Annotated in this window: 18 protein-coding genes; 11 read left to right on the top strand and 7 right to left on the bottom strand. The window is 36.7% G+C overall.

The window, feature by feature from the left end; translation table 11 throughout:
- Positions 1–49: 49 nt before the first annotated feature.
- The 4 genes from thrA to thrC all read left to right on the top strand — a co-directional run bounded on the left by thrA (position 50) and on the right by thrC (position 5,310).
- Positions 50–2,494 (top strand): bifunctional aspartate kinase/homoserine dehydrogenase I, encoded by a 2,445-nt coding sequence (gene thrA / locus G6N06_RS04875; RefSeq protein ID WP_163514939.1) that lies wholly within the window; start codon positions 50–52, stop codon positions 2,492–2,494.
- Between the two features lie 126 nt (positions 2,495–2,620).
- A complete protein-coding gene (locus G6N06_RS04870; RefSeq protein WP_163514938.1) occupies positions 2,621–3,550 on the top strand; it encodes a homoserine kinase in 930 nt (309 codons plus the stop codon).
- Positions 3,551–3,668: 118 nt separating this feature from the next.
- Entirely contained in the window at positions 3,669–3,827 is a 159-nt protein-coding gene (locus G6N06_RS04865; RefSeq protein ID WP_240337978.1) for a four helix bundle protein, read from the top strand.
- A 181-nt stretch (positions 3,828–4,008) separates the two neighbouring features.
- Positions 4,009–5,310 carry a threonine synthase gene (gene thrC / locus G6N06_RS04860; RefSeq protein ID WP_163514937.1) on the top strand — a complete coding sequence of 434 codons (1,302 nt, stop codon included), beginning with the start codon at positions 4,009–4,011 and terminating at the stop codon, positions 5,308–5,310.
- A gap of 271 nt (positions 5,311–5,581) precedes the next feature.
- Here thrC and G6N06_RS04855 read toward each other — a convergent pair whose 3' ends face one another.
- The gene (locus G6N06_RS04855) at positions 5,582–6,217 is read right to left on the bottom strand and encodes an SDR family oxidoreductase (protein ID WP_163514936.1); all 636 of its coding nucleotides are present in this window, start codon (positions 6,215–6,217) and stop codon (positions 5,582–5,584) included.
- Between the two features lie 408 nt (positions 6,218–6,625).
- Between G6N06_RS04855 and gcvT the strand changes: the two genes are divergently transcribed.
- From gcvT to G6N06_RS04820, 7 genes are all read left to right on the top strand, one after another.
- Entirely contained in the window at positions 6,626–7,714 is a 1,089-nt protein-coding gene (gene gcvT, locus G6N06_RS04850) for a glycine cleavage system aminomethyltransferase GcvT (RefSeq protein WP_163514935.1), read from the top strand.
- Positions 7,711–8,625 carry a glutaminase gene (locus G6N06_RS04845; RefSeq protein ID WP_163514934.1) on the top strand — a complete coding sequence of 305 codons (915 nt, stop codon included), beginning with the start codon at positions 7,711–7,713 and terminating at the stop codon, positions 8,623–8,625. Before gcvT ends, G6N06_RS04845 begins: the two co-directional genes overlap by 4 nt.
- An 18-nt stretch (positions 8,626–8,643) precedes the next feature.
- Complete coding sequence (locus G6N06_RS04840; protein WP_163514933.1) at positions 8,644–9,492, top strand: sugar nucleotide-binding protein; 849 nt, start codon at positions 8,644–8,646, stop codon at positions 9,490–9,492.
- Positions 9,493–9,547: 55 nt separating this feature from the next.
- Complete coding sequence (locus G6N06_RS04835) at positions 9,548–9,838, top strand: 4a-hydroxytetrahydrobiopterin dehydratase (protein ID WP_163514932.1); 291 nt, start codon at positions 9,548–9,550, stop codon at positions 9,836–9,838.
- A 21-nt stretch (positions 9,839–9,859) separates the two neighbouring features.
- On the top strand, positions 9,860–11,911 hold the full coding sequence (locus tag G6N06_RS04830) for a S41 family peptidase (protein ID WP_163514931.1): 2,052 nt from the start codon (positions 9,860–9,862) through the stop codon (positions 11,909–11,911).
- A 182-nt stretch (positions 11,912–12,093) separates the two neighbouring features.
- Positions 12,094–12,804 (top strand): YebC/PmpR family DNA-binding transcriptional regulator, encoded by a 711-nt coding sequence (locus G6N06_RS04825; protein WP_163514930.1) that lies wholly within the window; start codon positions 12,094–12,096, stop codon positions 12,802–12,804.
- A gap of 969 nt (positions 12,805–13,773) precedes the next feature.
- Positions 13,774–15,561: a cation:proton antiporter gene (locus G6N06_RS04820; RefSeq protein ID WP_163514929.1), complete on the top strand. Its 1,788-nt coding sequence runs from the start codon at positions 13,774–13,776 to the stop codon at positions 15,559–15,561.
- Between the two features lie 778 nt (positions 15,562–16,339).
- Here the strand turns inward: G6N06_RS04820 and G6N06_RS04815 are convergent.
- The 6 genes from G6N06_RS04815 to G6N06_RS04790 form a co-directional block, all read right to left on the bottom strand.
- Entirely contained in the window at positions 16,340–16,888 is a 549-nt protein-coding gene (locus G6N06_RS04815; protein ID WP_163514928.1) for a 1-acyl-sn-glycerol-3-phosphate acyltransferase, read from the bottom strand.
- Between the two features lies 1 nt (position 16,889).
- Positions 16,890–17,972 carry an iron-containing alcohol dehydrogenase family protein gene (locus G6N06_RS04810; protein ID WP_240337977.1) on the bottom strand — a complete coding sequence of 361 codons (1,083 nt, stop codon included), beginning with the start codon at positions 17,970–17,972 and terminating at the stop codon, positions 16,890–16,892.
- A complete protein-coding gene (locus G6N06_RS04805; RefSeq protein ID WP_163514927.1) occupies positions 17,962–18,708 on the bottom strand; it encodes an HAD family hydrolase in 747 nt (248 codons plus the stop codon). The genes G6N06_RS04810 and G6N06_RS04805 overlap by 11 nt, the downstream gene beginning before the upstream one ends.
- Entirely contained in the window at positions 18,699–19,427 is a 729-nt protein-coding gene (gene kdsB, locus G6N06_RS04800) for a 3-deoxy-manno-octulosonate cytidylyltransferase (protein WP_163514926.1), read from the bottom strand. Before kdsB ends, G6N06_RS04805 begins: the two co-directional genes overlap by 10 nt.
- 46 nt (positions 19,428–19,473) lie before the next feature.
- Complete coding sequence (locus tag G6N06_RS04795; protein WP_163515057.1) at positions 19,474–20,040, bottom strand: DUF4126 domain-containing protein; 567 nt, start codon at positions 20,038–20,040, stop codon at positions 19,474–19,476.
- 145 nt (positions 20,041–20,185) lie between these two features.
- The gene (locus G6N06_RS04790) at positions 20,186–21,610 is read right to left on the bottom strand and encodes an ATP-dependent DNA helicase (RefSeq protein ID WP_163514925.1); all 1,425 of its coding nucleotides are present in this window, start codon (positions 21,608–21,610) and stop codon (positions 20,186–20,188) included.
- Positions 21,611–21,670 lie beyond the last annotated feature (60 nt).

The following is a 21,670-nucleotide window of genomic DNA, read 5'->3' as shown; positions in this document are numbered from 1 at the left end:
TTTACTATATTTTTACATTTATTACTTCTAATCCATCATATCACCAACTATGAACGTATTAAAATTTGGAGGAACATCAGTCGGTTCCGCAGAAAACATCAAAAAAGTCATTGCTATTCTCGATAATTACTCACAAAAGGAATCCGTTATTTGCGTGGTCTCTGCTGTAGGTGGCATCACCGACAAATTATTGAGGGCAGGCGAATTTGCTCAACAGAAAAACGAAAGCTATCTATCTGAATTTAAATCCATTAAAGATACTCATCTCAATCTCTTATCGGAGTTAATCCCCAATCAAACTGAGGCTGTAAAAGAGTATGTTGAAAGCAAATTAACAAGTTTAAAAAGTTTGCTGGACGGCATATATCTTATCAATGAACTGTCTCCAAAAACCTCAGATAAACTGGTGACTTTTGGAGAGCTTCTCTCCTCATACATTGTTGCAGAAGCCATGAAAAGTCAAGGTTTAAATGCTGTTAGGAAAAACAGCCAGGATCTTATTGTGACCAATTCGAAATTCACGAAAGCAGAAGTTAACTACGGTATAACCAACATGAATATTCGCGAATATTTCAAGAATGCCAATCAAAAAATCACCATTCTTCCTGGGTTCATTTCAAAATCCAATACAGGAGAAATCACTACTTTAGGTCGTGGTGGATCTGACTTTACCGCGGCTATTATTGCAGCAGCTTTAAAAGTCAATCGTTTAGAGATCTGGACCGATGTAAACGGGATGTACACGGCAAATCCAAAGCTTGTAAAGCAGGCCTACCCGATCGAAAGGCTATCTTATCAAGAGGCTATGGAACTCTCACATTTTGGAGCAAAAGTACTTTATCCACCATCTCTGCAGCCCGTTCTTGTATTAGATATCCCTATTCACATTAAAAACACAACCCAACCAGATGCTCATGGAACCATTATTACCAGTGACAAAAGCAATGGTTTCTCAAAGGCCGCAAAAGGCATCAGCAATATCAGTAATATCGCTTTACTGACCTTACAGGGAAATGGGATGATAGGAATCCCTGGATTTTCTAAGCGACTTTTTGAAACCTTGGCTCAGGAAAAAATAAACGTCATTTTTATTACACAAGCTTCTTCTGAGCACTCCATTTGTTTTGGAATTGATGAAAGTGATGCATCCCTTGCGGCTGAAAGCATCAACCAAGCTTTTGAAAATGAAATTTCCCTACTGAAAATTGATCCTATAATTGTGGAAAAAGAATTGTCGATCGTTGCGTTGGTTGGAGATAACATGAAAAATCACCAAGGTATAAGCGGCAGGATGTTCAGTGCCTTGGGAAAAAACAATATTAATATAAGAGCCATTGCTCAAGGGGCATCTGAAAAGAACATTTCCGCAGTCATTGCTGAAAAAGATGTGAAAAAAGCGTTAAACACCCTTCACGAACGCTTTTTTGAAGACCAGACCAAGCAGTTAAATGTATTTATCACGGGAGTTGGAAATGTAGGTGAACGTCTTGTAGAACAAATTCATCAACAAAAAAAATATGTAAAGGAACACTTAAAAATCAATATGAGAGTTATTGGTCTGTCCAATTCCAGAACGATGATTTTCGATGAATCCGGACTTTCCCTCAAATCTTGGAAAGAACAATTGGTATCTGGTGAAAAGGCAACATTGGAAGGATTTTTGGAACGTGTAAAAAGTTTAAACTTACGCAATAGTATATTTGTAGATGTAACGGCCAACGAGGATGTTTCCAAGATATATGCCGATTACCTCAGAGAGAGTATTGCCGTAGTCGCCTGTAACAAAATTGCATGTTCAAGTAGCTTCGAAAACTACAGCAATCTCAAAAAATTATCTGTAAAATACAATGCACCGTTCTTATTTGAAACCAATGTTGGCGCAGGTCTTCCAATTATCGATACCTTGAATCATCTCATTGCCTCAGGCGATAAAATCACCTCTATTCAAGCGGTACTGTCTGGAAGTTTAAACTTTGTGTTCAATAATTTTGATGATACCACAAACTTTCACGATGTCGTGAAACAAGCTCAAAAAGAAGGTTATACCGAACCTGATCCACGTATCGATTTGAGCGGTGTGGACGTTGCCCGTAAAATCTTGATTTTAGCACGTGAAAGCGGTACAAAAATGAATTTGGAAGATATTGAAAATGATTCGTTTTTGACTGAAAGCAACTTAAAAAGTGATTCTGTTGACGATTTTTATCAGACCTTAATTGCAGATGAAGCCCACTTCCAAAAGTTGTATGCCTCTGCCAAAAAGAACGATTGTCAATTGAAATATGTGGCAGAATTTGATGGCCAAAACGCTAAAGTTGGTCTCAAGGAAATTCCTAAGGATCATCCATTTTATAACTTAAAAGGAAAAGATAATATCGTCATGTTTTTCACACAACGTTATCCGGAGCAGCCGTTAATTATTAAAGGCGCCGGTGCTGGTGCTGATGTGACCGCATCGGGATTGTTTGCGGATATCATTAGAATTGGGAATTAGGATATAAATATTAAGTACATAGAATTAAGTATTAAGAGTTCCGGCAACCGCAAATACTTCAATTAACGAAATGAAAAATAATTGTAATCCCGATAGCTATCGGAGCGTGGCAAAATATAAAAACTTGTGAATAAGAACGAAATCAAAATATTCTCACCGGCAACGGTGGCCAATGTGTCCTGTGGATATGACGTCCTCGGATTTTGTTTGGATACGATCGGTGATGAGATGGTCATCCGTAAGACAGTAAGAAAGGGAATTTACATCACCAAAATTGAAGGATATGATTTACCTCTTGACGCCACAAAAAACGTCGCAGGTGTTTCGGCATTGGCGATGATTGCCGACGCAAAGCCCGACTTCGGATTTGAAATTGAAATCTATAAAAACATTAAGCCAGGTAGCGGTATTGGGAGCAGTAGCGCCAGTGCTTCAGGTAGTGTTTTTGCCATCAATGAACTTTTAGGTAAACCATATACTAAGACACAAGTGACGGATTTTGCCATGAAAGGTGAATCCTTGGCAAGTGGTAGCGAACATGCTGATAATTTAGCACCTGGAATTTTTGGTGGATTTACTTTAGTTAAAAGTATATCGCCTTTGGAGATTTTACAGTTACCAACTCCTAAGGATGTTTATGCCACCATTATCCATCCGCAAATAGAAATCAAAACCTCCGATGCCAGAGCTATTTTACCCAAGACCTTTCCTTTAAAGGATGCCATTACCCAATGGGCAAATCTTGGTAGTTTTGTTCATGCATTACATACCAGTGATTATGAGTTGTTAAAAAGAAGTTTACAAGATGTTATTGTTGAACCTCATAGAAGTCAATTGATTCCGCATTTTTCAGAGGTCAAGTTGGCAGCATTGCAGCATGGTGCTTTGGGAGCAAGTATTTCTGGAGCGGGCCCTGCGATATTTGCGCTTTCAAAAGGGATTGAGAATGCAAAGAATGTGGAAAAAGCAATGCGGGAAGTGTATTCTAAAACGGCGATTGATTTTGAAACTTATGTTTCGAAGATTAATATAGAAGGCATTAGAGAAATAGAATGAGACGGATGACGGATGATAAGGTTAATTAAGAAAGATCAATGTATTTATGAATAAATTTAAATTAGAAAAGCTACTGATATGGCAAAAAACAATGGATTTTGGTTAATAAATTGATGATTTGGCAGAAGCTTTTCCCGATAAAGAGAAAGATGATCTTTCCTTCCAAATAAGAAGAGCAGCTGATTCTATAGCATTAAATATATCGGAAGGTTCCATCGGACAAAGAGATCCTGAACAAAAGAAATTTATAGGTTACGCCATACGCTCATTAGCCTAAGTTGTGACTTGTTTTTATAAAGCAAAAAGAAGAAACTATTTAGATATCACTCAGTTCGAAATTTTATATGAAAACTCATTTGAATGAATATGATGATCGCATTTAGAAATAAAATTAATTAGAAAAAATGACTTATTGACGCTGACTACGGTCACCTGTCATCCGTCTCCCGCCAATTATTATGAATTATTACAGTCTAAACAAAGAAGCCCCAAACACCTCCTTCAAAGAAGCAGTGATCAAAGGTATTGCGCCAGATAAGGGACTTTATTTTCCTGAAAGCATAACACCCCTGCCCGCTTCATTTTTTGAAAACATTGATAATTTGTCTTATGAAGCTATTGCTTTTGAAGCCATAAAACAATTTGTCAGTCCGGATATTCCTGAGGATGTTTTAAAAACAATCATTGCAGAAACTCTATCCTTCGATTTTCCTGTTGTGAACATTAACGACAAAGTTTCTGCTTTAGAGCTCTTTCATGGTCCGACCATGGCGTTCAAAGATGTTGGGGCTCGATTCATGGCGCGCTGCTTAGGATATTTTAATCAAAATAACACCGAAGAAGTCACCGTTTTAGTTGCGACATCTGGAGATACCGGTGGCGCTGTTGCCAATGGATTTTTAGGTGTGAAAGGCGTTAAAGTGGTCATTTTGTATCCAAGTGGAAAAGTAAGTGATATTCAAGAAAAGCAATTGACAACGCTTAAACAAAACATCACGGCTTTAGAAGTAGATGGTGTTTTTGATGATTGTCAGGCCATGGTAAAGCGTGCCTTTTTAGATGAGGAATTGACGAGCAAAATGCAGTTGACTTCAGCAAACTCAATTAATGTTGCACGTTGGTTGCCACAGATGTTTTACTTCTTTTTTGCTTATAAACAACTTCACAAAACCCATAAAAACATTGTGTTTTCAGTGCCAAGCGGCAATTTTGGAAATATTTGTGCGGGCATGATGGCACAACAATTGGGCTTGCCAATCCATCATTTTGTCGCAGCAAACAATGAAAACAATGTGGTGACGGAATATCTCTCCACTAAATTGTATGAACCAAAACCTTCCGTCCAGACCATTAGCAATGCTATGGATGTGGGCAATCCGAGTAATTTTATCAGAATACAGGAGATTTACAAGAACAATTTCGAGACTTTAAAATCCAATTTATCGTCTTATAGTTTTTCAGATGACGAAACCCGAGTTGCTTTAAAGGAACTCTACAATGAATTCAAATATATTGCCGATCCACATGGCGCCGTCGGTTATTTAGGGTGCAAATCGTATTTGAAAAATAACGACAATGCGCATTGTGTGTTTCTAGAAACGGCACACCCTACTAAATTTTTAAATGTTGTGGAAGAAATCATTCCTGAACAAATTGAATTGCCATCGCAGATTGAAGCGGTGATGGACCAAGAAAAAACCGCCATACCAATTGCGCACTATGACGAATTGAAAGCTGTTTTATTGAACACTTTATCCTGAAAAAAGAGGCCAAGCGCCTCTTTTTTTATTGCTGTCCCCCGAAATTTTACAATTTTCAAAGAATCTCCTACTTTAAGCCATCAAATCGAATGTTTCTTAGAATCTTCTGATATCATCAAAAAACCCAGCCAATCATCTGCATTTCACGCCTTTAAATCGACAAAAATACTTTTCAAACTAAAATCATCCAAAAAATCGTCTTGAATCTTGAATCCTGCAGCGAATCGGTCCTGATTCATTTCATAATCATTTTAAATTTATTTTATGAGTTCTATTTATCAGAAAATTCTTCCAAAGCCTTCCCGATAAGAGTATCCCCATCCAATATTTCAAAGGACACTTTATTTGAAGTATCTTCATGGAGGACACGCACCAAAGTTTGAGCCACATCTGCCCTACTGATTTCACCAGATTGAGATAGCTTTTCGCTTAGCTGAATATGGTCAGTGGCCTGTTTATTATTCAAGGTTCCCGGTCTTACAATGGCATAATTTAAACCGCTGCTTTTCAAATGTTCATCGGCATTATGTTTTGCTCTCAAATAATCTTGTAATTGATCAGCTTTCTCGGGAGCATCTGCCCCCATAGAACTTAACATAACGAATTTCTTGATATTTGAGTTTTTTGCAGTGTCAATCAATCGTTTTGCACCTTCCTGATCTACCCCAATCACATTTTTACCACCTGAACCGGCAGCAAATATGACTTTATCTATATTTTTAAAAGCGTGGGAAACATCCTGCTCTAAATCGCCCAACACCGTCGAAATGCCCTTACTTTCAAACTGGTCAATCTGCTCTTTTTTCCTAACCATAGCTACTGGTTTAAAATATTGCGTTTCTGATAAAAGTTTTACAATCTGTTTTCCTGTGGTGCCGTTAGCACCTGCTACTAATACGTTTTCCATACCTATAATGTAACAGAAATTGAAGCCCAGACAATTTTTATATCACATTTAACTTAAGTTTACCAAGTCAAGCAAACATTTTATACAACTTGAAAAACCTAAGTTAAGATCGTGTTCTAAATGATTTCGAAAAATGTTCCAAAGTACGCTATTAACAAATTTTTAATCGGAAGGATTCATTTTTAAAACAGATAATTTTCGATACTTTTGTGACGCAATTATGAAGGAGATATTCTTGAAAATCCTATGACTTTTCTGAAATACCATCGCTTATATCGTTTACGGATTAGACTAAAGAACATGTTTTATATGCACTTTGAATATTGGTTTTCATGATTGACATCGTTTAGATTTTAACAAAAGAATTTTAAATAAGAATTACGCTGTCGCGGAAATAAAAAACAAAACATGAAAAATACAGCATTAACAGCAACTCACGAGGCTCTAGGAGCAAAATTGGTACCCTACGCAGGATTTAATATGCCTGTTCAATATGAAGGTGTCAGCGTAGAACATGAAACTGTCAGAAATGGCGTTGGCGTATTTGATGTTTCGCATATGGGTGAATTTTTAATTGAAGGTCCGAATGCTTTGGAGTTGATCCAAAAAATTTGCAGTAACGATGCTTCAAAATTGACTGTTGGGAAAGCACAGTACAGTTATTTACCAAATGAAGATGGTGGTATCGTAGATGACTTAATCATTTACAAAATGAAGGAAGACTCCTATTTATTAGTGGTCAACGCCAGCAATATTGAGAAAGACTGGAACTGGATCAATGCTAAAAATGATGTTGGGGCAACAGTAAGAGATCTTTCACCAGAGTATTCTTTGTTGGCCATCCAAGGTCCTAAGGCAGTTGAAGCCATGCAAAGTTTAACAAGTCATAATCTTTCAGACATTAAATTCTACAATTTTGTAGTGGGTGATTTTGCAGGGATTGAAAATGTAATCATTTCTGCAACGGGTTATACCGGAAGTGGCGGGTTTGAAATTTACTGTAAAAACTCGGAAGTGAAACAAATTTGGGATAAGGTCTTTGAAACTGGCGCAGCCTACGGCATCAAACCTATCGGATTGGCTGCTCGCGACACTTTGCGTTTAGAAATGGGCTATTGTCTTTACGGAAATGATATTGATGAAACCACCTCACCAATTGAAGCGGGATTGGGTTGGGTAACCAAGTTTACCAAGGATTTCACCAATAGTGAAGCCCTTAAATTGGAAAGGGAAAACGGACCTAAAAACAAATTGGTAGGCTTTGAACTGGACGAAAAAGGCATTCCTCGCCAAGGTTACGATATCGTGGATAATGATGGTAAAGTTATTGGAAAGGTGACTTCAGGAACCATGTCTCCATCGCTTCACAAAGGGATTGGGTTAGGCTATGTACCGGCAGAACTATCTGAAGTGGGAAGCAAAATTAATATTCAAATTAGAAAAAATGCTGTCCCGGCGACCATTGTAAAAACGCCTTTTTATAAAATTAGTTCATGATCGACTACCAGAATGTCATTGATACCATACATCATAATTTAAAGGATGCAGTCAACAGAGGCTTAGTGGCCGATTATATCCCAGAATTAGCAGATATTAATGTACGGAATTTTGGAATTCATTTAAGACTTTTAAACGGCCAAACTTTTGCAACTGGCGATTGGAACAAAAAATTTTCTATTCAGAGTATTTCAAAAGTATTGACACTTGCCATGGCACTGCCAATGTATCCTGAAAATTTGTGGCAACGGGTAGATGTAGAGCCCTCAGGCAATCCTTTTAACCATTTGTCTCTTTTAGAATTGGAGAATGGCATTCCGAGAAACCCTCTGATAAATGCTGGAGCAATTGTTATTGCTGATGTTTTAATTAGTCTTCTTGAAAACCCGAAAGAGGATTTCTTAAATTATGTCCGTGAGGTTGTTGATGACCATACTATTGAATTTAATCAGAAGGTTGCAGAATCTGAACGTTTGACCGGTTATAACAATTATGCCGCCGCCAATTTATTAAAAGCCTATGGGAATTTAGAAAATGATGTGGATGTGGTGTTGGATTTCTATTTTCATCAATGTGCCATTGAAATGACCTGTGAGCAATTGTCCAAGGCATTTATTATGTTTGCTAACCACGGTGCATGTTGTTTAAAGACTAATCAGCTTTCGGCAAGCCAAGCCAAACGGATCAATGCAATTATGCTGACCTGTGGATTTTACGACGAGGCTGGCGAGTTTGCATTTGAAGTTGGCTTACCGGGAAAAAGCGGTGTAGGTGGTGGCATTGTAGCCCTTTTACCTAATCATTTCACAATCTCAGTATGGTCGCCTGGATTAAACATGAAAGGGAATTCATTGCTGGGAATGCAAGCTTTGGAACAATTTACGAGCATGACCAAATTATCGATTTTTTAGAATAGTTCGCTACTACATATGATGACACCAGACAACAAACATCGCATTCTTATCCTTGGAGCCAGTGGTTTTATAGGGAATGCCCTGTATAAGGAGCTGGGTCCATATTTTAAGACTTTTGGAACCTATCACATTTCAAATAAAACCTACGAAAACAATCAACATTTTTTTCAATATCGTGTGGAGGAAGACGATGTTTTCGAAATTCTACAAGCAGTCAAGCCCTCTGTGATCATTTCTTGTTTGCGTGGCGATTTTCATGCACAGGTAATCGCGCATCAACATATGGCTGAATATGTAGCATCTCATGATTGCAAAATCATCTTCTTCTCTTCGGCCAATGTATTTGATGCTTATAGCAAATATCCAAGCTATGAGGAGGACAAAACTTTAAGTGATAGTATTTACGGGCATTTCAAGATTAAAATTGAAAATATGCTCCTGCGCTTACCCGTGAAGAAAGTGGTGATCATCAGACTTCCAATGGTTTTTGGCAACCAGTCTCCCCGCCTTAAGGAAATCAAGCAACACATTGCAGAAAAAACGCCCATTGAAGTCTTTCCTAATCTGATTATGAATGTGACTACAGATTTTAAGATGACCCAACAAATCCATTATATCATCAATCGCGATAAACATGGTATATTTCATTTAGGAAGTACAGATTTGGTACATCACGATGATTTCATTAAGGAAATGGTTGCCTTGATCACATCAGAAAATGTACGTTTCAAACAGGTTTACACTACCAATGAAGACCGTTATTTGGCAGTAATGCCCAAAAGGAACAAGCTTCCTAAACATCTTCATATTAACAGTACAGAACTTCTCGAAGAATTGGATAATTACATGAATTATAACTCTTAGTCCTATTAATTGTCAATTATAATTTATAATTTTAAGAAACTTAAAAAACCTGATTATGTCTCCATTATCTGATGATATCATTGAAAAAAAATTATTGCACTTTCCTGATTGGGAATATTATGACAATGCGCTTCATGCCGAGTTTGAATTTGACAATTTTAAGGATTGTTTCAGTGCCATGAGCAGAATTGCCTTTGAGTGTGAAGCGCAAAATCATCATCCCGATTGGAAGAATGTGTACAATATTTTGACCATTTCATTATCTACGCATAGCGCCAAAGGGGTTACTGAAAAAGATTTCAAATTGGCCGAAGCCATTGAGGCTATAGTGGAAGTTCAGGAATAGCAAGAAATTACTTTTTAGATTATGTTGAAAAAGCTGATTTTTGTTGCTTTTGGTTTCATCGTTTCTTTGCCCTATGCGCAAAATGACCCTGTTTTTTGTGAGCAAATCAATGCCTTGAACCAACGCATTCAACAGTTTCATTTCCGACCAAAACCACTTGACGATAGTCTTTCCAAAGCCGTATTCGATTTGTTTTTAGAGCGTCTGGATGAAAACAAACGGTTTTTTCAACAGTCTGATCTATTGCTATTTCAATCTGACGAATTTCAACTTGATGATGCCATTGTATCGGGAGACTGCAGTTTTATAGTGAAATATAGCACCATACTTAAACAGCGAATTGAAGCATCCAAAACCTATGTTGCCTCCTTAGAGAATGAAACTTTTGACTATTCAGGAAAGGATACGCTTTATTTTAAAGCTGAGGCTAACTCTAAATATTTTAAGGACGATCAAATATTCAAAAAATATTGGAACAAACGGATCCGTTATTTCATTCTTGATCACTTGGTGGAACAGGACACTGCAATTTCATATTTAGAGGAAAACTTTAAAATCTTAGAAGCAGAGGCTAAACCAAAAGTAATTCAAAATCAAATATGTCTTTTGGATGAACTTCTCCATAAAAACGGAGACATGGACAGCTTTGTAAAAGAATCCTTTTTGAACGCTTTCGCCAATTACCAAGATCCGAATACATTTTTTTATAATGATTCTGATAAATCGCAATTTGAAAGCTCTGTATCCAACCACCAATTGACCTTTGGTATTGATACCGCTAAAAATAAGAACGGAGATATTATCATTGCCTACATTGCTCCCGGTAGCGCCGCCTTTTTAAACGGAAATTTTGAAGAGAATGATGTCATCAAATCCCTCACCTCTCCTACACAGACCTTAGAAACCTTTTGTGTGTCAAATGAAGATATTTCGGCATTTACTTCCAATGAAAAAAATAAAACGATCATCTTTAAAATCAAAAAACAAAATGGTTCCATCCAAGAAATTCCACTCACAAAAACTGAGCTAAAAATAGAGCAAAATTCAAGCACTGCATTCATCATAAAACATAAAAAATCTTATTTTGCATATTTAAATATTCCTAGTTTTTACACCGATTTTGACTCTCCACTTGGCAACGGATTAGCGCATGACGTAGCGAACCAACTACAAATAATTAACAAGGAAAATGTTAAAGGTCTGATTATAGATTTAAGATTCAATGGAGGAGGATCATTGAAAGAGGCCGCTGAGCTTTCTGGATTATTTATAAACAAAGGGCCACTGGCAATTCTGAAATATGGAAATGGGGACACTTTTACTATAACTGACGACTTTAAAGGTACACTTTTCAATAAACCAGTAATTATTCTAATAGACAATTTCAGCGCCTCAGCTTCTGAGTTTTTTGCGGCGGCAATGCAGGATTATAACCGCGCCATTATTGTTGGATCACCAAGCCATGGCAAGGCTTCAGCACAAGTGATTTTACCTTTAAGTGATACTGGGGATTTAGGTTTTTGCAAACTAACCATTGAAAAGTTCTATCGGATAACGGGAAAAAGCCATCAATCGGTTGGCATTGTTCCTGACATTGTTTTACCCTCGCTCTATGATGGTATCAAAACCAATGAGGCCCATAGCCCATTCGCTCTTTCCAATGATGCGATCACTCCAGCATTTAAGCATACATCATATAAAAAACTGCCCTTGGCTGAAATTCAACTTCAGAGTAACATCCGCGTTGAAAACAATGAAAGCTTTGAGGCCATTAAAAATTTAAGTTCCACGATGTTAAGTACATATATAGACAGAGATGTAAGCTATGCCTTAACGCTAAACAATGTTTATGACGATGTGCATTCATATAATAACGTATGGAATAAACTATATGAGGTGCTTGACAGTGCAACCAATCAAATCAAGGTCAAAAACACATCAGACACAAAAAACAAATTAAACGTAGATAATATTGAGCTGAATGGAAGTCTGATTGATGATATATCAACAGATATATACATTCACGAAGCACTATTAATCCTATCCGATATAAGAAAAATTAAACGTCGTTGAGACAAGATGAATTTTTGAAAGAACACTTACACATGGATACAATGATTTTTTTAAATTTGCTCCTAATTCGGAAAAGTGTATATTCAATGATGGATGGCAGGCGGCAAAAGTACTGAAAACTGCCTACTGATGACTTAGGATTGCCAATATAAAAATTTAAACTTTTAAACTTAGAACTTAACATGGGAAGAGCTTTTGAATTTCGTAAAGCACGCAAAATGAAACGCTGGTCAGCAATGAGTAAAGCCTTTACACGTATCGGTAAAGACATTGTAATGGCAGTTAAAGACGGTGGCCCTGATCCTGATACCAATGCACGTTTAAGAGCAGTAATACAAAATGCGAAGGCAGTCAACATGCCTAAAGACAATGTGGAGAGAGCCATTAAAAGAGCATCTGATAAAAGTTTAGGGGATTTTAAAGAGGTACTTTTCGAAGGTTACGCGCCACATGGAATTGCCATTTTGGTGGAAACTGCAACGGATAATAATACCAGAACAGTTGCTAATGTTCGGAGTTACTTTAATAAATGCGATGGGAGTTTGAGTACTTCAGGTTCTGTAGTTTTTATGTTTGACCATACTTGTAATTTTAGGATTCCTGCCGAGGGATTAGATCCTGAGGAATTGGAATTGGAATTCATCGATTTTGGTGCAGAAGAAGTTTTCTTGGACGACGATGGAATTTTAATCTACGCGCCATTTGAAAGTTTTGGAGCTATTCAATCTGAATTGGAAAATAGAAATATTGAAATTCTCTCCTCGGGCTTTGAACGCATTCCGCAAATCACCAAAAAACTTACAGCTGAAGAAGCTGAAGATGTCGAGAAACTTTTAGAAAAATTAGAGGAAGATGATGACGTACAGAATGTCTATCATACTATGGAGGAGTAATCACACTACACCGAGGTTTTCAGACATTTATAGACTAAAATGGGTAAACATTGTAGGCAAGGAATTAATTTATTCAATGCATAAGTCGAGGTCAAGAGCTGCGGCTAAAAGAACCTTACCACTTATTCCAAAAGTAATAGCAATTATCAAAAATATAGGGGAATGGATCCTTTTTCTGTCTTTCCTACTCTTTATGGAAAGGACAAACAAAACCTTGAAGTTGTGGAACATACACCATTGATATAGCAAGTCAAAAAAGGCCATATTCTTGACCGCCATGGCCTATAATCTAAAAAAAACTGAAGATTACGCAAAAACTGACAAATGGTGGTGCAAAAGTACTTGTCCTGTAATTCAATGGAATTAAGTCACTCCAAAACTAAATTAACGGTTTTTTAAGCGCTCCAAAATTTAGCTAAACAGCCTACCTAAAAAATGAAAAAGCCCAAAAAAGGGCTTAAATAAGTTCGTTTTTTATGCATTTATGGGGTTCTGCAACAGTTAAAGGTGTTATCTCTCGTTTTTTCAGCACTAATGTCATTATCTAATTATTCGCATTTAATGTCAGATTTATAATCAGTATGCATGACAAGCATATTTTTGCCTTGTTGACAAAAAAAAAGAAAACTGAACTTCCCTGTTTAGTGTTGAACGTATGCCAAAACTATAATTAATAAAATAACTGCTATAATATATTTCTTCTGTGGTAGGTCTGTCCAATTCGCTCCTAACAATAAGGTCAACTCCCGTGCGAGTTTAAGTAAATTATAGATCTTCTTTAGGATCTATGTTTATTGGTTTTTGCGATTGTCATTTCGTAAATAATACTAATTGTCGGATCGCTGATTGATGCTAATTTTAGAGGTGTTTTTTTACTTCAGTACTTCTTCATCAACATGTTTTTTGTGAGATTCTAAAAAAAATAACCGATATTTAATAAATTTCAACCCCACGATTAAATACGAATTTATGGAAGGTTTTGACATTTTAAACTTATTCATTGTACTGCTCGCAGCTTGGGGAGCTGGTGCGTTAATTAATCGTATTGGATATCCTGCAATTTTAGGAGAGCTATTGGTGGGTGTCATAATCGGCCCTTCACTACTTGGTCTTGTAGATTCCTCAAGCACATTAGTTATTATCTCCGAAGCTGGTGTTATTCTGCTTATGGCTTATATAGGCATGGAAATAAATTTTAAGGATTTAGGCAAAGCTTCTTGGGCAGGACTTCTTGCTGCCACTGGAGGATTTGTGGTTCCTTTTGGATTGGGCTATTATGTGGTAATAGTAACTGGTGGCACGAGTATGGCTGGGTTATTTGTAGGTATTGCTGTTGGTGTAACCTCTTTAGCAACCAAAAGCAGGATTCTTGTTGACCTAGGATTATTAGACACACGTATTGCCTATGTTTTGATGGCAGGGGCTCTAATTTCCGACACCTTGGCTTTGATCATTTTTGCTGGATTATCTAGTTTTATTGATGTTGGAGCTGTAAATATGACTGAAATTCTATTTATTGCTGGTAAAATCATCCTGTTTTTTGCCTTTGCTACGGCCTTCGGACTATACATACTTCCCAAAATTGGAAAATGGATGGCAAGTAGACATATAGAAAACCGAACTACCTATTTTACAATACTAATTCTTATTGTTTTTGGCCTTTCGGAGTTAGCAGAAATTGTTGGCCTACATGGTATTTTAGGTGCATTTGTTGCTGGTGTATTTATAAAGGACGGCGTTTTTCATGAAAAAATAACTAAAGACATTATACACGTTTTTCATGATGTGTCTATAGGTTTTATGGCTCCAATATTTTTCGTGACCGCTGGTTTCCATGTTACTTTAGATGTTTTTAAAACAGATTTACAGCTGTTATTATTAATTGTTGGTGTCGCCTTTGCCGGAAAAATACTAGGTACGGTTTTATTTTATTTACCGAGTGGCCATGGTTGGAGAGAAGGATTAGCTGTAGGAACAGGAATGAATGGACGCGGAGCTGTAGAAATTGTTATTGCAGGTATTGGTTTACAAAAAGGCATTATTTCCCAAGAAATTTTTTCCATTCTTGTCTTTATGGCCATTTTGACCACACTATCTGTTCCGGTTCTATTAACTTGGACAACAAATTGGTTAAAAAAGCGCGGCGAATTGGTGAAGCAATTCTCCAGACAAGGATATGTAATATTGGGAGCGAATCCACTAGCTTTATTATTAGGTAAACATTTAGCAGTAGCAAACAAAGTGATTTTTATAGATGCCAACAAAGGTATTTGTGAAAACGCTAGAAGCCAAGGATTTGATTGTGTTCATGGTAATATTCTAGAGGAATCTACACTGAACGAAGCTGCTGTTAAAGATTTTAGAACGTTTATTGCATTAACAGTAAACAATGAAATAAACCTATTGGCATCCCAATTTGTCCATGATATCTTATTTATACCTGAAAAGTTTATTGTCATTTCACCTATTAAGGGAGAAGGTGGCAGCATAAACCTTTTGAGCTCGGTATCTGCCTCCACTTTATTTTCTAGTAAAGTGGATATACAGCCATGGATTCAAAAAATACAAGACTCTAACTATAGAGAAGTTGAGATTACAATTACTGAAAAAACAGATACTCGCGATTGGGTTAAATCTCAAGTCTCTGAAAGCAAGACGTTATTACCATTGGTTATTGTAGACAGTTCAGGTACAAAACGTCCATTTAGGTATAATGACTCCATTGGTGTGGGTGAAAAAGTCATCTGTATTCAATAATCTTTCATTATAAATAAGAGAAAACTACTGTACTAACTTAGCCTGCACTATGTGTTAAATAAAACATCCCACTTTTGTACCATAAGTTAGTTAAACGAAATTTGTAGGCTTCCCCTCAAATAGGACAGTTATCAATTCGACTTTACTAATTTTAAATTCAATCGAACCAATAACGAACTAATCGAGTTTTATTTTTTCATTAACTACTGTAAAATAAGAGAAAAACCATAATTATATGATGTACAGAACGTCTACCATACTATGGAGGAAACCTCTGAAGAATGGTCTAAAACTTTCTTTCTAATTAATGAACTACCTCGATCCAAGGGTACGAAGTATCAAATTAAAAATGCTTGTTTAACTTTGACGCAGAGCATCGGAAACAACTATCACTTTTCAATATATTGCTTGCCAATTTTTAAAAATATAGTTTCATTATTTTAAAAACAAAAAGCCAACAATTTTTTGTTGGCCCTCCGCTTTCTCATAACAATGATTTTCCAATCAAAAGAAAGTTAACACGTATTCCAATTAAAGATTAATAGCTTTTACTTCATTGATCTATACGTAAATTTCATAAAGACGGTTTTATATTGAAAAATATAAAAAGCTACCTTTTAAAAAAGATAGCTTTTGGGACGCAAACCAACTAATGTTTCTTTTTAGGGACAAAAAACTTGTTTACTGTATGTTTCATTAGTTATATGCACTAGCCAATAATCAAACTGCATGCCAAAAATCAGTATTTTGACGCATTGACTTACAAATGAAATGGGTTTTACGAATACGATGCGACTTTCCCTTTAACACCTTCAAAAAAACTGCGTATATAGTTGAAATCAGCTTCAATATCGTCAGTAGGGTAAAAAGGTTCTGAAATCTTGTTCTGTTTATGTTCAAAATCGAAGGTGAACATAATAATGGGCACATTGGCTTTTTTTGCAATATAATAGAATCCGGTTTTCCACTGCTCAACTTTCTTTCTCGTACCTTCTGGTGACAACGCCAACCTAAATTCTTCCCTGCCTTTAAACAAATTGGCAATGGCCTCTACTTTGTTTTGTCCTGGACGTCTATCCAATGGCGCACCACCAATAGCCTTAAAATAATGCTTAAAGGGCCATCTGAAAAGTTCTTTCTTTGCCACGAAATTTGATTTTATACCAATCACCTGCCGCATTAAAAGTGCAATGTAAAAATCGTGCCAACTCGTATGTGGTGCCGCAATGATAACTGCCCTTTTTACGGTGTCTTTTGACATAGTGACATTACCTTTCAAACTCCACCCTAAAACCCTATAATAAATAAATTTTGATAACCACCTCATACTACATCTTTTGGTATAAGGCTTTCAATTTTTCTCTTGTAATGGTTTTCTTCCAATTTTTACCGATAGCATTTTCCCAAAGTGGCTCCAATCCTAAAGCAACATCAATCATGATGTCGAACTCATGATCGTCGAGTTGTGAACAGATCCCCTGTGGAATCTCAATATGATGGATTTTCTTCATCTTTTTATATACAGCCACACCTTCGGGGTAAAACTCTTCTAAATGATCAAAAACAATACAATTCCCTATTCCATGCTTGGTTCCCAAAAGGTATCCAAGTCCGTAACTCATGGCATGTGCTACGCCAACTTGTGAGTAGGCAATGCTCATTCCTCCATGCCATGAAGCCATCATCAATTTATCTTGTAAATCCTCCTCTGATCCGCTGCCGTCTAGAAAGATTTCCGTGCATAAATCATACGCCTTTTCACCATAGCTCTGACTAAATGCATTTAAATATGTGCCATTCAACGATTCAACACAATGGATAAAACAATCCATTCCCGTATAGAACCATTGGTCTTTGGGCACACCTTTAGTCAATTCTGGGTCTAAAATCACTTGGTCAAATGGAGTGTAATCAGAATTGATTCCTAATTTTTTATCTGGACCTGTTAGCACTGTTGTTCTTGAAACCTCTGCCCCTGTCCCTGATATGGTGGGCACTCCAACATGGTAAATGGCAGGTGTTTTCACTAAATCCCACCCTTGGTAATCTTTAGATTCACCAGGATTTGTGAGCATAATTGCCACCGCCTTTGCAAGATCCAATATGGTTCCACCTCCAATGCCAATAATACCGGAAGGTCTATCTTTATGGGTTAAAATAATTTGTTCAACCAATTCGTCCACCTGTGAAGTTTTCGGTTCTTCATCAGCAGAAATAAAAATCAATTCATCAGCATAAGCCAAAGAAATCCGCGAAGTTAACCACGCATTTCCCTTAAAAACGTCATCTACCAAATAAATAAAAGGTGCCTTGACATTTAATCTTTTTGGCGCCAAAATATCACCTATTTGATTAAAACTGCCACGTCCAAAAACAACCCTGGACACCATTGGATAATTTTTATATGTCATTTTTTATGGTCTTAAATTCAGTTTTTCGTGTTTTGTCCAATATTGGAAGTACATCTAATAAACTGGAAATGGTTTCATATTTTTTATGGTCCTGTCTGCTGGCACTAACTTGTTCGTGTATCCACGTGGTATGAAATGGAATGTGGATAGCGCGTGCTTTTATGTTAATCAGAGGTAAAACATCTGATTTTAGAGAATTTCCTATCATTAAAAACTCAGATGGCTTTACATCCAAATGGTTCAATAATTTGGAATAATTCGCTTCTTGTTTGTCACTGACCACTTCAATATGATGGAAGTAATGCATGAGTCCAGACTTTTCCAATTTTCTTTCTTGATCCAATAGGTCACCTTTGGTGACTACTATCAATCGGTATTTTAAAGATAATGTTTGCAAGACTTCTTCTACGCCTTCCAAAAGATTAACAGGCTTGTTGAGCATGTCTTTGCCTATATTAAGAATAGAATCAATGGTTTTAATGTCCACGGAGTTGTTGGATAGCTCCATGGCTATTTCAACCATGGACAAAATAAATCCTTTGATTCCATAACCATACAACGGCAAGTTTTCAATTTGTCGTTTAAAAAGCTCCTGATCAATTTTGTTTGCTGTTTCATATGGCGCCATCAATTTTGCAAATGCAAGTTCAGCATCCCTGAAATAAGTTTCATTGACCCAAAGCGTATCATCGGCATCAAAGCCAATCACTTTTATGTTCGTATAATCTATTTCCATAAACGTTTTGCGCGTTCCAAATCTTCCGGTGTATCAATTTCTACCCCTTCAACGTGGGTTTCAACCATTTTAATACGTTTACCATATTCCAAGTAGCGGATACATTCTATTTTTTCAGTGGCTTCAATGAACTGCATTGGTAAGTTATAAAAGTCAAGAAGAGCTTGCTTTCTAAATGCATAAATCCCTTTATGCTTAAAATAGCGCGCACCTGCTTCTTTATCTCTAGGATAAGGAATTGGACTTCGTGAAAAATAGAGTGCAAAATTATTTTGGTCAACAATAACCTTTACCGTATTTGGATTGCTGATTTCTTCCCAATCATGAATTTCGACCATTAAAGATGCCAAATCTATTTCTTTCTGATGGTCATCCTTAAAAGCATTTAGAACCTTCTCAAGGCTTTCCCGTTCAGTAAAGGGCTCATCGCCTTGCACATTGACTACGATATCCACATCCAAATCTTCAACCGCCTCTGCAATGCGATCGCTACCCGATTGATGTTCTTTTTTACTCATAATGGCTTTGCCTCCATTGTTAACAATTTCATCATAAATGATTTTGCTATCGGTGACTACATAAACTTCGTCAAATAAATTGGTGGCAACGGTCGCTTCGTAAGTTCTTAGAATAACCGTTTTTCCCGCTAAGTCCTTCATCAATTTAGCTGGAAAACGTGTGGCACTATAACGTGCTGGAATCATTGAAATTATCTTCATAGCTGATCAAGAGTTTCCGGTCAAAAATAACCCTTTTTAAAGTATTTTATGGGCTGGACTGTTTAAACTTTTTATAAAGTTTGAAAATGACAATTAAAATTAAAACAACCAGGACAAATGCAAATATTGGTAGAAATATAGAAAAGATGGAAATAATTAAGGAGGCTCCCGTTTCTACGGTTGAGATCAATGGATTCCCAAATCCTGCGGTGGAGACCGTTGAAGTTGCCCGCGATGCAGTTGCGGTACTTTTTATGGCAGCGGCTGTTCCCCCTCCGGCAATAATAGCCAAAGCCCAAGAAATCACGGGATTTAAATCGGCCACTGTTGATACCATAACGGCGGTACCGGCAATGGTGGCCAATGGAATAGCTATAGTATCGAGCAAATTGTCAACGAATGGAATATAATAAGCCAAAATCTCTATTAATGTGGCAACGCCAAAAGTAATAACTGCCGTTAAACTTCCAATCCAAAGCCATGATGCATTAAGTTCCCAAACCTCAAAATAAGAGGCTAAACTGAGAACGAATAAGGGTAAAAAAACTCTAAATCCAACAGATGCAGCCAACCCAATGCCGAGACAAATACTAATGATGGTTTCTGTCATAATCGTTAAACCCAAAGGATTTTTATTAAATTAATAGTTATAAATTATCGATTCGGAATGAAGTTTATCTTTTATACCGTAAAGTAGTGAGTTTAATGGCTCATAAGCTCCACCTGAAATTTACTCCTCTAAGGTATTTAAATTCACTTTAAGACACAAAAAACTCTTCAGGAAACCCAATCAAGTATAATTTCTCTTTTGCTCTGGTAATAGCGGTGTAGAGCCACCTTAGGTAATCTTTATCAATGCCGTTTGGCAAATAGGGTTGTTCCACAAAAACCGTATGCCATTGGCCTCCCTGCGATTTATGACAGGTAATGGCATAAGAAAACTTGACCTGCAAAGCATTGAAATGCTTGTTATTCTTAATTTTTAAAAATTTTTTATAATTGGAAGCTTCATCTTCATAATCCTTTTGGACCTCTTGATACAATCTATTTGATTCTTCGTACGGCAATGATGGTGATTCGGATTCGATAGTATCCAAAAGAAGAACCGTTTCAAAAGGTGCCATTTTTGGATAATCCACCATTTGTACTTTTACTTCAGCAAACCTAAATCCATATAAATTTTGCAAACTGTAGATTTCTAGAACTTGGATAATATCCCCATTGGCAATAAATCCGGCTTCGGAAGTGGGCTTGACCCAAAAATAATTATTCTTTACCACCATTAAAAAGTCGCCGACTGTGAGTTCATTTTCATTGTTTAAAATGCGCTCCCTGATTTGTTTATTATACAAATTCGCACGTTTATTACTTCTTACAATAATGGTGGTCTCTTCATGGCCTTGATCTGAATAGCCATCATTTATGGCGTCCATAATCTCATAGCCATCAATTAATCTCACAATATCTGAATAGCCTTTTAAGTCAAATTTGAAGGATTCATAAAACTCGCCTTCCAATACTTCGCGCAGATTGGTGGCATTCATCAAGATTCCAGAATCCTGCTCTTGTCTTACAACTTCGTCCAATTCCATAGAAATGACATTTTTATTGTAATTGAGATTGAGCTGAACACTGTCCAACGCGGGACTTAAATCAGATTTCACCGGTGGCAGTTGTGCTTTGTCTCCAATGAGCAATAATTTGCAGTTATGGCCAGAATACACGTATTGCATTAAATCATCCAAAAGCGATCCGTTTTCAAATAATTTGGAATCGGAAGGCACATCAGGAATCATGGAGGCTTCATCAACTATGAATACTGTGTTGCGATGTTTATTGGGCTGCATTACAAATTTGACACCACCACCTTTATCTTTCTTTGGAAAATAAATTTTTTTATGAATGGTAAATGCTTCCTTGCCAGAATAATTAGAAATAACCTTGGCTGCTCTTCCTGTTGGTGCCATCAAAACCGCACTTTTTTTAATATGCCATAAATTGGAAACCAAGGTGCCAATTATGCTTGTTTTTCCAGTACCGGCAAATCCTTTTAAAAGATACAATTGATCAGTATTGGTATCCAAAACAAATTTTGACAGCTGATCAAGGACGATATTTTGTTTTAATGTAGGTTCAAAAGGAAATTTTTGCTTTAAATGTTTATAAAATTCGGAGGCGTTCATATAAAGAAGAGTCATTTTCTAAAAACGGAAAGGTAAGGTTTATAAAGAATTGTTGTAACT

The organism is Gelidibacter japonicus, assembly GCF_010725055.1.
GTDB classification, from domain to species: Bacteria; Bacteroidota; Bacteroidia; order Flavobacteriales; family Flavobacteriaceae; genus Gelidibacter; species Gelidibacter japonicus.
This window is presented reverse-complemented; position numbering and strand designations above follow the sequence as displayed.

Excerpts from the sequence above, each read along its gene's own strand:
- thrA (WP_163514939.1), top strand. The coding sequence starts at position 50 with ATGAACGTATTAAAATTTGGAGGAACATCAGTCGGTTCCGCAGAAAAC.
- thrC (WP_163514937.1), top strand. The coding sequence starts at position 4,009 with ATGAATTATTACAGTCTAAACAAAGAAGCCCCAAACACCTCCTTCAAA.
- G6N06_RS04855 (WP_163514936.1), bottom strand. The coding sequence starts at position 6,217 with ATGGAAAACGTATTAGTAGCAGGTGCTAACGGCACCACAGGAAAACAG.
- gcvT (WP_163514935.1), top strand. The coding sequence starts at position 6,626 with ATGAAAAATACAGCATTAACAGCAACTCACGAGGCTCTAGGAGCAAAA.
- G6N06_RS04845 (WP_163514934.1), top strand. The coding sequence starts at position 7,711 with ATGATCGACTACCAGAATGTCATTGATACCATACATCATAATTTAAAG.
- G6N06_RS04840 (WP_163514933.1), top strand. The coding sequence starts at position 8,644 with ATGATGACACCAGACAACAAACATCGCATTCTTATCCTTGGAGCCAGT.
- G6N06_RS04835 (WP_163514932.1), top strand. The coding sequence starts at position 9,548 with ATGTCTCCATTATCTGATGATATCATTGAAAAAAAATTATTGCACTTT.
- G6N06_RS04830 (WP_163514931.1), top strand. The coding sequence starts at position 9,860 with ATGTTGAAAAAGCTGATTTTTGTTGCTTTTGGTTTCATCGTTTCTTTG.
- G6N06_RS04825 (WP_163514930.1), top strand. The coding sequence starts at position 12,094 with ATGGGAAGAGCTTTTGAATTTCGTAAAGCACGCAAAATGAAACGCTGG.
- G6N06_RS04820 (WP_163514929.1), top strand. The coding sequence starts at position 13,774 with ATGGAAGGTTTTGACATTTTAAACTTATTCATTGTACTGCTCGCAGCT.
- G6N06_RS04815 (WP_163514928.1), bottom strand. The coding sequence starts at position 16,888 with ATGAGGTGGTTATCAAAATTTATTTATTATAGGGTTTTAGGGTGGAGT.
- G6N06_RS04810 (WP_240337977.1), bottom strand. The coding sequence starts at position 17,972 with ATGACATATAAAAATTATCCAATGGTGTCCAGGGTTGTTTTTGGACGT.
- G6N06_RS04805 (WP_163514927.1), bottom strand. The coding sequence starts at position 18,708 with ATGGAAATAGATTATACGAACATAAAAGTGATTGGCTTTGATGCCGAT.
- kdsB (WP_163514926.1), bottom strand. The coding sequence starts at position 19,427 with ATGAAGATAATTTCAATGATTCCAGCACGTTATAGTGCCACACGTTTT.
- G6N06_RS04790 (WP_163514925.1), bottom strand. The coding sequence starts at position 21,610 with ATGAACGCCTCCGAATTTTATAAACATTTAAAGCAAAAATTTCCTTTT.